Annotated in this window: 12 protein-coding genes; 8 read left to right on the forward strand and 4 right to left on the reverse strand. The window is 60.5% G+C overall.

The window, feature by feature from the left end; genetic code table 11:
* The first annotated feature begins 18 nt into the window (after positions 1-18).
* Together ABIA90_RS41215 and ABIA90_RS41220 are read left to right on the forward strand one after the other, a co-directional pair.
* Complete coding sequence (locus tag ABIA90_RS41215; RefSeq protein WP_354121322.1) at positions 19-291, forward strand: hypothetical protein; 273 nt, start codon at positions 19-21, stop codon at positions 289-291.
* Between the two features lie 170 nt (positions 292-461).
* The gene (locus ABIA90_RS41220) at positions 462-1,028 is read left to right on the forward strand and encodes a DUF1697 domain-containing protein (RefSeq protein WP_354121323.1); all 567 of its coding nucleotides are present in this window, start codon (positions 462-464) and stop codon (positions 1,026-1,028) included.
* 66 nt (positions 1,029-1,094) lie between these two features.
* Here the strand turns inward: ABIA90_RS41220 and ABIA90_RS41225 are convergent, their stop codons facing one another.
* The 3 genes from ABIA90_RS41225 to ABIA90_RS41235 all read right to left on the reverse strand — a co-directional run bounded on the left by ABIA90_RS41225 (position 1,095) and on the right by ABIA90_RS41235 (position 5,648).
* Positions 1,095-1,223, reverse strand: coding sequence for a hypothetical protein (locus ABIA90_RS41225; protein WP_256376431.1), 129 nt, complete (start codon positions 1,221-1,223; stop codon positions 1,095-1,097).
* 95 nt (positions 1,224-1,318) lie between these two features.
* Complete coding sequence (locus ABIA90_RS41230) at positions 1,319-1,780, reverse strand: universal stress protein (RefSeq protein WP_085403286.1); 462 nt, start codon at positions 1,778-1,780, stop codon at positions 1,319-1,321.
* Positions 1,781-2,543: 763 nt separating this feature from the next.
* Positions 2,544-5,648, reverse strand: coding sequence for an ATP-binding protein (locus ABIA90_RS41235; protein WP_354121324.1), 3,105 nt, complete (start codon positions 5,646-5,648; stop codon positions 2,544-2,546).
* A gap of 464 nt (positions 5,649-6,112) precedes the next feature.
* On the opposite strand from ABIA90_RS41235, the gene ABIA90_RS41240 reads away from it, so the two are divergent.
* From ABIA90_RS41240 to ABIA90_RS41265, 6 genes are all read left to right on the forward strand, one after another.
* Positions 6,113-6,301: a hypothetical protein gene (locus ABIA90_RS41240; protein ID WP_354098148.1), complete on the forward strand. Its 189-nt coding sequence runs from the start codon at positions 6,113-6,115 to the stop codon at positions 6,299-6,301.
* Positions 6,302-6,348: 47 nt separating this feature from the next.
* Positions 6,349-7,077 (forward strand): sulfite exporter TauE/SafE family protein, encoded by a 729-nt coding sequence (locus tag ABIA90_RS41245; protein ID WP_354121325.1) that lies wholly within the window; start codon positions 6,349-6,351, stop codon positions 7,075-7,077.
* Between the two features lie 388 nt (positions 7,078-7,465).
* On the forward strand, positions 7,466-8,581 hold the full coding sequence (locus tag ABIA90_RS41250) for a DUF2336 domain-containing protein (protein ID WP_354121326.1): 1,116 nt from the start codon (positions 7,466-7,468) through the stop codon (positions 8,579-8,581).
* Between the two features lie 569 nt (positions 8,582-9,150).
* Complete coding sequence (locus ABIA90_RS41255) at positions 9,151-9,993, forward strand: enoyl-CoA hydratase-related protein (protein WP_354121327.1); 843 nt, start codon at positions 9,151-9,153, stop codon at positions 9,991-9,993.
* 582 nt (positions 9,994-10,575) lie between these two features.
* The gene (locus ABIA90_RS41260; protein ID WP_354121328.1) at positions 10,576-11,589 is read left to right on the forward strand and encodes an ABC transporter substrate-binding protein; all 1,014 of its coding nucleotides are present in this window, start codon (positions 10,576-10,578) and stop codon (positions 11,587-11,589) included.
* Between the two features lie 233 nt (positions 11,590-11,822).
* Complete coding sequence (locus ABIA90_RS41265) at positions 11,823-12,770, forward strand: ABC transporter substrate-binding protein (RefSeq protein ID WP_354121329.1); 948 nt, start codon at positions 11,823-11,825, stop codon at positions 12,768-12,770.
* Positions 12,771-12,923: 153 nt separating this feature from the next.
* Here ABIA90_RS41265 and ABIA90_RS41270 read toward each other — a convergent pair whose 3' ends face one another.
* Positions 12,924-14,693, reverse strand: a complete 1,770-nt coding sequence (locus ABIA90_RS41270) for an amidohydrolase (protein ID WP_354121330.1) — start codon at positions 14,691-14,693, stop codon at positions 12,924-12,926.
* Positions 14,694-14,820 lie beyond the last annotated feature (127 nt).

Raw genomic sequence — 14,820 nt, forward strand, 5'->3', positions numbered from 1 at the left:
GGAGAGGCGAGCGCGATCATGTCCAGGTTCCTGCAATGGTTCTTTCGGAATCGCGAAACCGGTGACATCACGATCGCCCAGGCCCCCAACCTCGCTCTCTGGGTCGTCATCGTGGCCGGTGCCCTGCGCTGGATCTGGCAGCCGCCGGGCACTGCCGCTATTGCCCTGGACACCGTGTTCAAAGGCGGCCTCATCATTTGGGCCCTCGACGAGATTTTCCGCGGGGTGAACCCATGGCGGCGCTGTCTTGGCGGAGCCGTGCTGGCTTATGAGCTCACGACCTTTCTGTGATGGATCGCCCAGAATACTGCACGAAGCTTGATGTTGCCGGCCGGAATACCAGTGGCTTCATGGTGCGGGCTATTACGGTGACAGTGCTTGACTGCACCCCGAAAGATATTTGACCTTGTGAAAGATAACGCTGGTCAGGATAGCCGACCGAGAACGAGAGCCATCCAACGATGACGACCTATGTGGCCCTGCTTTACAGTGTGGTTCTCCCGTTCGGCCGGCGATTGGCGATGGCCGAGCTGCGTGCCATGGCGCAAGGCCTCGGCCTCCACGACCCCAGAACCATCGGCGCGACGGGAAATCTGACGTTTGACAGCGACAAGGCGTCGATTTCCGAGTTGGAAGAAAATCTCGAAGCCGCCTTCAACGTGCGGTTCGGCAAGCATGTCGCAATCATCGTTCGCAATGCTGACGCGTGGCGACGCCTGCTGCGCGCAAACCCGTTTCGTACCGAAGCGACCGCCGATCCGCAAAGGGTCGCCGTTCGCGTGATGCGCAGTCCAATCCCGAAGGACGGCGAAAGCGCCCTGGCACGCTATATCAGCGATGAACGAATAGCCGTCGCCGGTGGCGATCTCTGGATCCATTTTACGGGAGATCCAGCGCGATCGCGTTTGCTTTCGGCGTTAGGCGCGGGGCGCCTGAAGGGCGTCGGCACGTTGCGCAACACGAATACGCTAAGGCGAATCGGTGATGCCGTGACTTCGGCCCGATCCAGCCGGGCTGATCAAAAATAAAATCGATTGCTGGGAAGTGCACTGTCATCGCAATCCCCCGGGAATAGAGCGGTCATCAACTCAACATCACCGCACCCCCGTGCCCTTGCAGCGCTGGCACTTCACCACCTTCTCGCCCTTCTTGAGCAAGCCTTTGCCTTCACAATTTTTGCATTTCTGCTTCTTTTTGATGTTCGGGCCTTTTTCACTGACCATAAAATTCTCCTGCCGCGTGAGAGCGGTCGATTGGCGCCTTGTTTTGGTTGGGCTCGCCCAGCAGAACAGCCGAGTGGCGTGGGGTAAGCCCTGCACTATGCCGGTTTTGGCACGACCAGCACCGGCACGCTTCCGTACACCAGGACCTCGGATGTCTGGCTGCCCAGAAACAGCTTCCTGAGGCCGCGACGCCCGTGAGAGGCCATGACGATCAAGTCGCAGCCTCTCGACTCTGCTGTTTCAATGATCGCAGTCGCCGGGTGCGCATTCGGAACGTGCAGGAGTTCCGCAGGCGTGCCGATCTGCTCCGACATGGCGCGCGCTTCATCGAGCACTTTGCCTGCACGGGCTTTGCAGGCTGCGTCATAGCTGTCAACCTCCTCCTGCGTCGGAATCCATCCCGAGGCGTGTCCGCTCCCATAGTCGACCGGCAGCGCTTCCGTCACCGTGATGATCGTCAGCCTGGCGTTCAACGCCTTCGCCAGGGCAATGCCATGCTCAACGCCTTTTCGCGCAACGTCCGATCCGTCCGTGCTCAAGAGAATGTTGGCGTACATTCGATGGCTCCTTTGCGCGTAGAACAAAGTGATGCCTGGGTAATATGGTCTTATACGCGCCGTGGGTCCATGCGCGTTTTCGGTCTCGCCGTCACAGCCTCAACAAGGCTCGCCTCGCACCGCGTGGACGCGTCCGGTTCTCGGCTAATTAAACCTTTATTCACGTTCGATGCAGGCAACCGAATCCGGCGTGGAGCTCTGTCTCGTGTCCGAGAAGATTGTACGCGCCTCGGAAACTACTTTGTGACTTGGGAATAAGCGCGCGACAACGCACGTCTAAGGGTGGTGGATCGGATCTCTTGCCTCGCGGGGATCCCCCAAACGAAAGGAACCACCACGATGACACCATTCAAAAATCTCGTCGGATCAGTCCTGTCCAAGGCGTTGTTGACCGGACTGGTCGTCACCGCAATCTTCAGTACGCCGCTCCGGGCGCGTGAGCACCGCACCGGCGATCGGCACACCGAACAGGGCGTGGGGGCGAGCTCTCGCTTCGAGGGCGAGCGATCGATCGCTGCGCCAGCCTACCACGCATTTGCGCCAGTGCCCTCGGATCAACCGGGTGGAGTTTGCGATCACGGGGATAACCCCATGATATGCTGAACAGCGGACCTCGCCGGCGTTCGCAAGGATTGGCGCGCGGCGCGAAGCTCAAAGTAGCTTGGCCATTTTCATCGCAACTTGCCGCACAGTTTAACGCCATTTCGGCCGACTGATCGGCAGATTGCAGACCTGGCCGCCATGCGTGTCGAGGCGGATCGGGTCAATGGCGTGCACTGTCGGGCCGCGAAGGCAGAGAGGTCATTGCTTCCAGTTGAGCTGTTCGCGTTGCCAGCATAGCGAGCAAGCTCTTGTGCAGCCGATCCCCGGGTTCGAAGTTTTGCGCGAGCCTTCGGACGGTCTCGACAAATCGCATGCGATACGCCGCCGCCCTGTCGACGTCGCCGTACCTCGCGAAGATCTCGGCGGCCGTGCGGTACACCCGCCAGGAAGCAATCGGGAAGTCGGCGCTGTCGACGATCTCCAGCGCGCGGGACAGCTGCAACCGGGCCTCCGCTGAATTGCCCATGGCAAGCGCAGTACGGGCGAGCAGTCCGTGGGCCTGGGCCAGGTGATTGAGATCCGGAGCCGTGGCCACATAATCGTGGAGCTGGCGCGCACAGCTCTCAGCCTGCGTAAAGTCGTCAACCTGCAAGTAATATTCGCCGAGACAATGATACACCTGCGTCGCGGCGGTAAATTCGATGTCGATGCCTTCTTCATGCCTGCGGCGCTCGATGTCATCAAATTGCCTGCGAGCTCCCGACGGGTCGTTCAGCCCGACATAGGCCTTGGCAAGGACGGCCCGCTTGTGGAAGTAGGTCGACTGATCGCCGACCAGCAGACTATCGTCGACGCTTTCGCAGAGCTCGCGGGCTCCATCAAAGTCCATCGCTTCGACGTGCAACCACGCAAGCGTCAGCCGGCACAATGCGCTGCTGGGGCCGTTCGCGTTCCTGACGGCCAGTTCGAGGCCGGCCGTGATTTCAAGTCGCAATTCGCGCCATTCGCCCAGATGAATAAGCGCGATCGACTCAAGAACGTTGAACAGAACAAAAGTGTAAACGTCGCCGGCCAGACGGGCCAACCGCTTGCCTTCAGTGCCGGCGCGGCGGCACTCCTGGTACCGCGACCTCCAGCAATCAACGATACCGGATATTCCATTGCGCCTGATCAGGATGCCATAATTCGTGGCATTCGCGCTCAGCTCGATCGCCCTGTCGCAGAGCGTGGCGTCCTGTTTGCGCCAGCCGTTGAGGAACAGGTTGACGCTCGCGCTGCTGCCCTGGACCAGAGCCTTGAATGTGTCGTCCGCCAGCGCCTGGCTGCGCGACAGCACATCTTCAGCGGCCTCAAGGCAGGCGTGGCGATCCACGCGCAAGCAGAGGCTGCTCACAGCCGTAAGGCCGTTGAGCTGTTGCTTGATCTCGCCCGCTTGTTCGGCGCAGGCAATCATGTCTCGCAGATCACGGATGGAGCCGGCGAGGTCGCCGCACGAGCGAAGAGCCCAGCTTCGCTCCCGCAGAAGAGCGACGCGGGTCGAGAATTTGTCGGCAGCATCGAAACGATCGAGTATGCCAAGCGCGCGGGTGAGATAGCTTGCGGCCTCCGCGTGGCCGAGGCGTTTCGTCGAGTTCTTTGCCGCTTCCCGGAGGTAACGCAACGCGCTCGGAAAGTCGCGACCCTGCTCAAAGTGAAGCGCGAGCGCGGGCGCTATTTCAGGGGTGCGGCCGGCATAGGCCTCCTCCAGCCTCTTGCCCAGGCGCTTGTGCGTTTGTGCGCGGCGCCCGGGCGGCAGATTCTGATAAATGATGTTCTGATAGAGAATGTGGCGGAAAGCGTAGGCGCCCGAATATGTGCCATCGGGCCACTCGGAAACCCCTGACCGAGCGAGGATTTGATCCTTCCGGATCGACGCTTCGATGTCCCTTTCGACGTCGATCGCATCGTCGGACAGACCGGCCGCAACGAGGGCCGCAGAAAATTCCTCGCCGGCAACGCTGGCGACGTCGAGCAGACGCCGCTCGTTGTCGGTGAGGCGATCGAGCTCGTGGCCGATCATGTTCACGAGGCTGTCCGGAATGCGGTCCTGCGCAAATGCCGCCTGTGAGGACAGGCGCCATCCGTCGTCCATCTCGATGATCGACTCCTGGTCGATCAAGTGCTTGAGCAGCGTGGCAACAAACAGGGGATGTCCCAGCGTTCGCTCGAATACCGGCTTTGACAGGCTGGAGGCAAGTTCCTCGTCGCCGAAGCGCAATGCCAGGTAACGCTCGACCTCCGGACGCAACAACCGATCGAGGCGCAATTCGCTGCAATATCCATGAATCTCGAGATCCCGGTGCAGGCGAGGGATGGGATGCCCGCCGACGGAACTGTCGGCCGGACGATAGGAGCAGAGGACCAGCACGCGTGCCTTGCCGTTCCCGCGCGCGAAGCGAGACAGTACGTCGAGTGTCGCGAAGTCGCTCCAGTGCAGGTCTTCGAGAACAAGAACCCAGGGGCGGTCGATGCTCAGCGCTTCCAGAAGATCGCAGAATTCGCGCAGCATCCGCTCGCGCGTCGCGCCGAACACTTCGTCCTGGAAAGCCGCGCGTTCCGATGCGTCGATGACGCCTGGCAATTGCAGGATCCAGGTGGGTGCGTGGGCGCGAACTGCCGAAATCAACTCCGGACCGTTTGCGCGATAACGGCTCACCAGTGCGTCGATGAGTGGAAGAAAGACCTCGTCTGTTCCGAATCGTTCGGTGCAGCGCCCATAGAGCTGATCGAAGCCCTGTTCCGTCAGCTGCTCGATCGCCTTGGCGATGAAGGCCGTCTTGCCGATCCCCGCTTCTCCGGTGACAAAAGCGGTCTGCCGTTTGCCGGACAAGACGTGCCGCGTCATCCGGTCGATCGTCGCGAAGGAGGGGGTCCGGCCGACCACCAGGGTGGAGATTTCGGTTTTCAGAGGTACGACGGCGTTCTCGGCCTCCCTGGCCGCTTCCCGCACCGTGCCGATAAAGCGGACGCCTTTGCGCGGCAAAGTCTTGATCAGCCGCTGCGCCTCGCCGGAATCGCCTATTCCGGTACGGGCTGCGTTGATGCGGGTGGTGAGCGCTGACTCCGAGACGATGCGCCCGCCCCAAATTGCACCGATCAGATCGTCCTTGGTCACCACCCGGGTGCGGTGGCGGATCAGATATTCGAGGATGTCAAAAACCTGGGGCTGCAACGGGATCGTACGTCCGTCACGGCGCAATTCCCGCCGGTCGGTGTCGAGGACGAGCTCGTCAAATAGGTACAGCAAAACAATGCCTTCGGAGGTGTGCACAAGGCGGATATTCAACCGGTACGCGGGCCCGAAAGCAAGCACACCCTTCAGAATCAAGGAAACGATAAGAACAAACTAAGCTCGCCTTAAAGCGTGGCCCCGCGTCCCGCTCGATACTTCCAGCCGTATCCGGTCACTCACACAAGGTGTTCGTGTCATGCGCTTGGAAGATAAGGCACGGCGTCTCACCCGCGTGTTCTATGGGTTGTTGCTTCACAAGATGTTTCAGTCGCTCGTGGCATCCTCCGTACCATTGTTTAACGGCAGAGCTTCACCCAGAGGCGATGCGTCAATTTCAGCGAGTTCGTTTGTCGCCTCCACGGGGTCTTCCCGAAAGGAGGGCTGGTTCGGGCGCCTCCTTCAAGCGCTCCACCATTCGCGACGGCTGCAGGCAGAGCGCACCCTTCGACAGAATCGTCACCTGACCGACAATGGGTGGCCCCAGTTTGCCTCTCGGTCAGACGTTGGAGGGCGAGACAATGCCGGTCGGTGAAAAGTCGCCCGAACGCAAGCTTCGGATTTCGGCGCCGGGCGAGAATACGCTGCTCGCAACGATCGCCATCTGCGTTGTCATTTTTCACATCCTTGCGGCCACGATGTTGACGTCGACCCGCCAGGGCGATGCCGGGGCACCGCCCGAGCCGCCCGGACTGTCGTCCGGAGACTGATCGCCAGCTCGCTATTCCAGGATTTGACAGACAGGAAGGGTTAGCTCATGGGCGACATGGCGTCGTTTTGCCTGCTCAGCATTGCCGTGTTTTGCGGCGCTTTCGTCTCGGGCCTCGCGGGCTTTGCCTTTTCGGCGGTGGCCGGCGCGATTCTCCTTCACGTTCTCCCACCACGGGAGGCGGTCCCGCTGATGATGGCCTGCAGCATCACCGTGCAAGCCGCGGGTCTTTGGGCGCTGAGAAAAAGCATCTGCTGGAAGCAGAGCTCGGGACTGGTCGTCGGCGGATTGCTCGGCGTTCCGATCGCCGTGTGGTTGCTGCAAGCTGCAGACGCCCGGATCTTCAGGGAGAGCTTTGGTCTCGCCGTCGCCTGCTACGCGGCCTACACGTTATTCCGGCCGGTGCTCTCTCATCGCTTGCAGATGAATGCGGGACGTAATGCATTGATCGGCTTCGGTGGAGGCTTTGTCGGCGGGTTGACGGCAATGCCGGGTGCAATACCGACCATATGGTGTGACATCCACGGCGTGCCGAAAACCGAACAGCGCGGAATGGTTCAACCCTTCATCGCCGCGATGCAGATATTCGCACTTGGTCTCATGCTGATCCGAGGAGATCTGTCGACAAAGGTCCTGGCTGACTTCGCCGTCGGCATCCCGGCGCTCGTTGCAGGAACGGCGCTCGGGATTTACGTCTTTCGCTGCGTCAATGACGCGCTGTTCCGGCGAATTATTCTCAGCATCTTGCTGGTTTCGGGACTGTTGCTGGTATTGTAGTTACGCCGGTCGCGCCTCCAGTTACAATGGCAGCCATTCGAGTACGGCGCGCAGTAGCACTGCCGCCGTAATCCCTTGAGCGTGAGCCGAACCATTCGGTGGGCCGTGCTGCTGCCCCAGCCGAGGTCATCTTTCGCTTGCCAGAGGCTGCTGCTGGTCAAGGTGCGCGATCTCGCGGGTGCACTACGTTGGGCGGGTTGTCGACGGCGTCCGCTCCCTCCAGGTCAGGCAATACCTAAAATTCGATCGATCTGATTAGGCGGATCTTATGCCCGATCCAAGGCGGCGGGAATGATTTTACCGCGTGTTCAGGTCTGGGTGGTGTCATCGCCCATTGCTTTGAAATCCGCTTTTGTCGTTCGATTATTTTCAAACTGCGAGCGCATCAATGGCTGCTATCACGTCATTCCTGGCCGAGTTGGACGAAGCAGTTGCGAGAGGAAATCCCGAGAGTTGTCTGCGGGCCCTCTGGCATGCGGCAGACATCCTGATCGCCGGCACTTATTCCGAGGAGCAGATCTGGACGTTCGGTGAGGTCATCGGTCGTCTCGCGCAGGAGATTGAAGCGGGCGCGCGGGCGAAGCTTGCAGGAAAGCTCGCATGCAGCTCAAACGCGCCCTATGCGTTGACCCGGCAGATGGCAAGCGACGACTGCATCGATGTCGCATGGCCGGTTCTCAGTCAGTCGGAGCGCCTTGACACCGAGACATTGATTGCGTGTGCCAAGAACAAGAGCCAGCAACATTTGCTTGCAATCTCCAAGCGACAAACGGTCCCGGAAGCGGTCACCGATGTCCTGGTGGTGCGGGGATCTCCCGAGGTCGTAACCTCGGTCGCTTCAAATGCCGGGGCGAACCTCTCCAAAGCCGGATTTCTGCACCTGGTGCGGCGGTCGGAAGGGGATTCGATCCTCGCCGAGTCGGTGGGACTTCGAAAGGATATTCCCCGACATCTCTTCCACCAGTTGATCGCCAAAGCCTCTGAGGAGGTGCGGCAAAAGCTGAAGAGGGAGCGTCCGGATATCGAACGTCAGGTCCATCGCGTCGTCGTCGATGTCACCGGGGCCATTCACGCCAGGTTTGGCCCGGCGTCGAAGGATTACTTCACGGCGAAACGCACGGTGGCAAAACTGCACGAGAGAGGCGAATTGACGGAAGACAAGGTCTTCGAACTTGCTCACTCTCTCAAGTTCAACGAGACCACCGTTGCCCTGTCGTTGCTCTGTGGGCTTCCAATAGACGTCGCGGAACGGGCATTGATCCAGAAGGATCGTGAGCCGGTGTTGATCCTGGCCAAGTCTCTCGATTTCTCATGGCCCACCACGATGGCGCTGCTGTTCCTGGGCGCGGCCAACTACCGGATAACCGTTGGCGAGCTGGATCAATTGAAGATCGATTTCCACCGGTTGAATGTCAAAGCGTGCCGGGAGGTCGTCACCATCTACCGAACGCGAAAGGAAGAGGTTTTCGGCGGCTCCTTTCAACAGCCTCGACGCATGATCTAGGACCGCAATCCCGACGTCAGACATGCGTGGATGCGGGTGCGGCTCACGCAACGGTGAGCGTGCTGATGTGCCGTTCGCGCAGCTGTGATTTTCCACGGCGTGTCTTTTCCCAACCGCATACCTAACTAATCCTTGTCAAAAAAAATCGCAGGAAACGCTTTCAACAGAGCAGCCGATTCTAGCCAGCGCGAACGCTCCGCACGAAAACAACAACCGTTCGGAGTATGATTATGATTGGATTCAGGACTTCCATTATTGCAGCGATGATGTCGATTGGCGCGATAAGCTCTGCAAGTGCCCAGTGCCCGACGTGGGCGACTCAAAATCCAGCTTCGTTTCAGGCGCAATATCCCAATAGGGATATATTGAACGACTGCGAGTTAACGCCAGCGGGCAGAATGGGCCTCGAACTCCCTGGCGGCGCGGCTCCCTGGTATGGGGCCAACAGGGCTTATGGGGCAATGCCTGGCGTTGCTCAACACCACAGCTTTCAGCACCGATCGCGGTGAGTAGTGGCCGTTCTTTCCGGGACGGTTGCGTTGCAGGCCCAAAAATCGGGAGACAAGTCGATGACATCACAAACCGACGAGGCCGCGCAGTCCAGGCTTATGGCGGACATTCCGTACGATCAGCAGACGAAGATCACCATCGAGCGCAGAGGCCAAATTATACTGATTGGCATCAATCGGCCTTACATCGACAACCGGCTGGATCCGGATGCGACAGAAAGCGTGGCGAGAGCATACTACGAGTATGATCGGGACCCCTCGCTCCGTGCGGCGGTTCTGTTCGGCTATGGCGACCGCTTCTCCAGAGGTGTCGATGTCGATGCCTACAAGGCATTCGCTCAGTCTGGAAAAAAGATGATGGATGGGCCCGGCTTCATCGACCCTCTAGGGCGGACCAGGCCAGCGCTCACGAAGCCTCTGGTTGTCGCGGTGCATGGCGACACCTGGAATATGGCGCACGAGCTTTTCCTTGTCGCGGACATACGCGTAGCGTCGGAAGACACGGAGTTCGGTCAGGATGAGAACACGCACGGCCGTTTTCCCGGAGGCGGTGCAACGGTTCGTTTCCCCAGAGAAGCCGGATGGGGAAATGCCATGCGGTTCATTCTAACAGGCGATCATTGGGGTGCGAAGGAAGCCCTCCGGATGGGAACGGTTCAGGAAGTGGCCCCAAACCGAGATGCGGCTCTCGCGAAGGCTGTCGAGATCGCCAACAAGATCGCCGCATGCGGCCCTCTCGGGATTAAGACGTCCCTGGCCTCCTCCCATATGGCGCTCGAAGACTCTCAGACGGCGCTCGCTAAGCTCGGCGACCAATATCGTGCGCTGCTCACGACCAGGGATTTCCAGGAAGGCCGTGATGCCGAGGCACAAAAGCGTCCACCCGTTTACGAGGGACGGTGACAACAAGCTCGCGAACGGTCGTGTTGCGTTCGCGTATCGCCAGCGTATTTGGTTCTACCAAGTCTCGCCGAAGGGCAGGCGCTCTTCGACTGGTGGGCGACGTGCCACGCCTCATTGGGATGCCTGCGGGCTGGATGAAGAAGTCGTTGAGTGCATCGGGACGGCGAGCGCGCGTCCTTTCGAGGTCAATCACCGCGTCGATCAGGACATAGGCGACGTGGACCCCTTTTGGCCCCAGATTCCCTGCGATCGACTCGGCACGATTACGGTGACAGTTTCATGAGCCATCGAACCCGCGAAAGCGGCCGGAGTCATTGAGTGCACTGTCACCGTAATCTCAGAATTGGTTGTTTCGCTGGTTGACGAAAGGGCGAAGCGGGAAGGGCGGGGCCAAGCGTCGCACGGTCCACTTCAGAGGGCTAAGCGGAATAGCGCCATAGAGCCGCCGAGGGCAGCCTTTGACCCATCTCGACCATCCCCCGGCGAATGCCGGTTGGGCAACGGGCTCGCTAAATTGCCGCACAGACCGCTGCAAGGTGCTAACCTCACCAGCCAATAGCGTGGCCCGTACAGGGGGGACGCATGCGACGGCGGGAGTTCATCGAATATCTCGGCGTTTTTGGCGCTGCAGCAGGATCGACATTGTTTGGTCAAGGCTCAAGAGCGCAGCCCGCGCGAAAACGTCCGCTCATCGCATGGGCAGGAGCTGCACCTCCGGGGGTGACGTTGCCCCAATTCATGGTGGACTTGGCGTTCGGCAATTTCGTTAAGGGGCTCTCGGAGTTCGGCTACGAGCAAGGCCGTAACATCGATATCATTCGGCGAACGGACATCTTCCGGGACCGGGTACCATCGATTGAGGAGATGGTGGCTCTGCTCAAACCCGATATCATCGCTGTGCCAGCAACACTGGAAGCCGTCGCTGCCCGAAAGGCAACATCGACAATACCGATTGTCTGTCCCGCGCTTGCCGATGCGGTCCATCTCGGCTTGATTGCCAGCGAAGCTCGCCCAGGAGGAAATGTAACGGGCATTGAGCCCTACATCGCGGGTTTGCCGACCAAGCAAATTGAACTCGCGCGAGAAATCGTGCCGAAGGCAAGGCGCGTCGGACTGCTCATCAACATGAACGATCCCAAGGGTCCGCCTCAAGTCGGGGATTTGAGGGCAGCTTGTGGGGCTTTGAGCCTCAGCGTGGTCGAAGCCGATGCCAGTACGGCGCAGGACATTCCGAATGCGCTCGCTGCGCTGGCGAACGAAGGGGTCGATGTCACCGTTGTCCTTCAGACGAACCTGCTGCTCAACATGAGCGAGCAGATCGGTGCTATCGCCCTTGAAAAGCTGCTGCCGACCGTCTTCGGATATCGCGAGCACGTTGTCCACGGCGGCCTTGTGAGCTATGGCGTTGACTTGCGCTGGTGCTATCGTCGCGCCGGCTATTTCGTGGACAAGATCCTTAGGGGGGCACACCCGGGCGATCTTCCCATCGAATTTCCAAGCAAGCTGTGGTTGGCAGTCAACCTCAAAACGGCAAAGGCTCTCGACGTGGCTGTACCGCCAGGGCTCCTCGCCCGCACCGACGAAGTGATCGAGTGAGGACGGCTTACTTCTACTGATGGCCCCAATGCGAAGTGCAAGCGAACTGCGAAGTGGTCCGCTTATCGGGGCGGACCGGAAGTGACCGGCCGACTTCCCAAGCGCCGTTTTTGACCCGTTGCGGACATTGCGTCGCACGGTTAGGGCGGGCTGCCAGCCCTTTTCTCGCTCGGCTCCCGGTTGAAAAATGCTAGGCTGTATGCCTCAGTCGGGCGCTTCAAACGAGTAACTCAATGAGGCGGCGCGAGTTCATCACGCTCGTCGGCGTTGCCGCGGTTATGGGCCCGAGCCCGGCGCGGGCGGAGCAGACGAAAAAGCTACCCATCATCGGATTCTTGGGCCCGGCCTGGTCGGCCCAGGATTTCGAGGATCAGTTGCGCGAACTCGGTTGGATCGCGGGGCGGACCGTTGCGATCGAGTATCGCTCTGCGGAGGGACATACCGAACGCTCCAAGGAAATTGCGACCGAGTTTGTCCGGCTCAAGGTGAATGTCATCGTCACGGTGGGGGGATCTCCGACTCTCGCGGTAAAACGCGCGACATCGCTCATCCCAATTGTCTCCATTTCTGGCGACCCTGTTGGCAGCGACCTCGTCGCAAGTTTGGCCCGACCGGACGGCAATGCGACCGGCCTGGCGCTCAACCCTATCAGTCTTGCCGGCAAGCGCCTCGAGCTGTTGCGCGAGGTTGTCCCAGGTTTCCGCCGCTTGTCCGTTATGGTCAATGCCAATAGCCCCGGTTTCAAAAACAGGATGGATGAGGTGCAGGCGGCGGCCTCCGCGCTCGGCCTCGAGGCGACGATATTGGAAATCCGGCGCGCAGAGGACGTTGCATCGGCTTTCGAGGCCCTCAGGGACCGCGCGGACGCACTCTATGCCGTCGGCGTCCCACTCACCTTCGCCATTGCGACCCGAGCGCTGACCGCGCGAATTCCAACGATGTTTGAATACCGAGAGTTCGTCGAGGCGGGCGGGCTGATGTCCTACGGCGTGGACGCAACCCACCTATGGCGGCTCGCCGCGACTTTTGTCGACAGGATTTTGCGCGGGGCGAAGCCCGCCGACTTGCCAGTCCAACAGCCGACCAAGTTCGACCTCGTCATCAATCTGAAGACCGCCCGGGCACTCGATCTGAAAGTACCGGAGTCATTCCTGTTACGCGCCGACGAGGTGGTTGAATGAGCGCGGCTGCCGGGCAGCCACCAAGGGACGCCGCCCAGGAACTGGCTGGAACGTATGTCGGCCCGAGCTGCATGGTGTGAGACGAGAGCAAATATCGCTGCATTGGACAACAGGCCGAGATTTCGCGAGAGCGGCACGGCGGGCCTCCAGCTCTTATTTTGCGTTTGCGAATACATCCGCTGCGTAGACGACCTTGCCACTCACGACCGTCAGCAGAGACGCCGTGGCGCCAATTTGCTCGACGGGGACGGACATGAAATCCCGGTCGAGAATCGCAAAGTCGGCGAGCTTGCCGTTTTCGAGCGTGCCGCGCCGCGTCTCGTCGAAGCAGAACCAGGCGCTTCCCACGGTGTAGAGGCGCAAGGCCTCTTCGCGGCTGGGTGTTTCGTCCGGGCCGCGCGTCGAGTGTCCGCCGACGGTCTTGCCGTCGAGCATCCATTGCAGCGCCACGAACGGATTGTAGGATGCGACCCGATGCGCATCCGTGCCGGCCCCGACATGGACGCCCGTCCGCAACGCCGTGACGATGGGCGGCATCTGGCGCGCAGCTTCGCCGGCCTGCGCCACGATACGGTCGCCTCCGAGGTACATGGCGTCCTGCATGGTCCAGCCCACACCAAGGGCCTTCATCCGCGCCAGCGTTTCGGGCGAGGTGTTGTCGAGATGGGCGATGGACCAGCGCAACGGCGCGATCGGCGTCTCCTTGTTGACCTCTTCATAGAGGTCGAGGAGCTGATGGACGGATTTGTCTTCCTGCCAATGGATGGTGACCGTCAGCCCTTGTTTTGCCGCCCAGCGAATGATCTCAAGGAACTTGTCCTTCGCCGCCGCGTCGGGCGCGTTGTTGTTGTACATGGCGCCGGTGATCCGCTCGCCGATTCCGTTGAATCGCAGCATGTCGTCGCCGAATCCCATCGGCAGGAACGGCGTGAGGTTCTTGTACTCCTCGAATTCCGCGCCGACATTCTGGGCGAACAGGCTGTAGGCGACCCGCACCGACAGTGATTTCTCGCGCCATAGCCTTTGCAGGGCGGCGTAGTGGCTGGGATAGATGCTGAAGCCGCCGGGGTCCACGATCCCGGTAATTCCGAGACGATTGAGCTCCGTGAAGAACTGCCGGGTCCCGGCGACATTGTCCTCGAAATTCGGCCTCGGCAGGCGATCGAACAGCGCGGAGATACTGACGATGGAGCCGTTGAACCAGCCCGTGGTTTCGCCCGATGTGGCGCGCTCGGCCGTGATCCCGGCCGGCAACTGATCCGCGGAGATCCCGAGGGCTTGCTGCGCCTTCGGCGTCATCAGCAGCGCCGAATAGAACAGCTGGATGTAGGCCGGATTGTCAGGCACGGCCGACATCACCTCGGCGAGCGTCGGCCGCCGCTTCTCCGCAAATTGCAACTCGCTCCAGCCACCGGCCACGATGATCCAGGACGCCGGGCGCGCTTTGGCCGCCTGACGCAAGCGTTCCATGGCCTCGCCAATGGTCTTTGCGCCGATCCAGTTGACCTCGGTGGCGTAGGTGAGCCCGGCGCGCACGGCGTGAATATGGGAATCGATCAAGCCCGGAATGATGGTGCGTCCGCCGGCGTCGACGCGGCGTGTCGCGGGCCCGATCAGGCCTTCCATGGCATCGTTGCCGCCAACTGCAACGATCTTGCCGTCGCGGACGGCGAGCGCCTGCGCGATCGTCGATGCGGGACCCAGCGTCACGATCTTTGCGTTCGTGACAATGAGGTCGGCCTTTTGTGCGTAAGCCGAAGTGGCCCAGCACGAGATCACCAAAATCGCCAGAAGCTTGCGCATGTTCAGTCCCGGAATGAGAGAGGCAGGAATGAGAGAGGCAGGAACGGCGCCACACATCCACCGCTGGATGCGCTCGCGGGTATCGCGTGTCGCAACGGGGAGTGTCGCGATCTTGATCATGTCTGGCTCCAACAAAATCAGCCGGTCCACCGGAAAATTCGGTCAAGGCCCAAATCATTGATTTCGCAGCCCGCCTTCGCCCGTCGGGCTTCGGCGCGGCAGCCTTCGCCCGCTTCGCTTGCCATTT

The organism is Bradyrhizobium sp. LA6.8 (genome assembly GCF_040547935.1).
Taxonomy (GTDB): Bacteria; Pseudomonadota; Alphaproteobacteria; order Rhizobiales; family Xanthobacteraceae; genus Bradyrhizobium; species Bradyrhizobium barranii.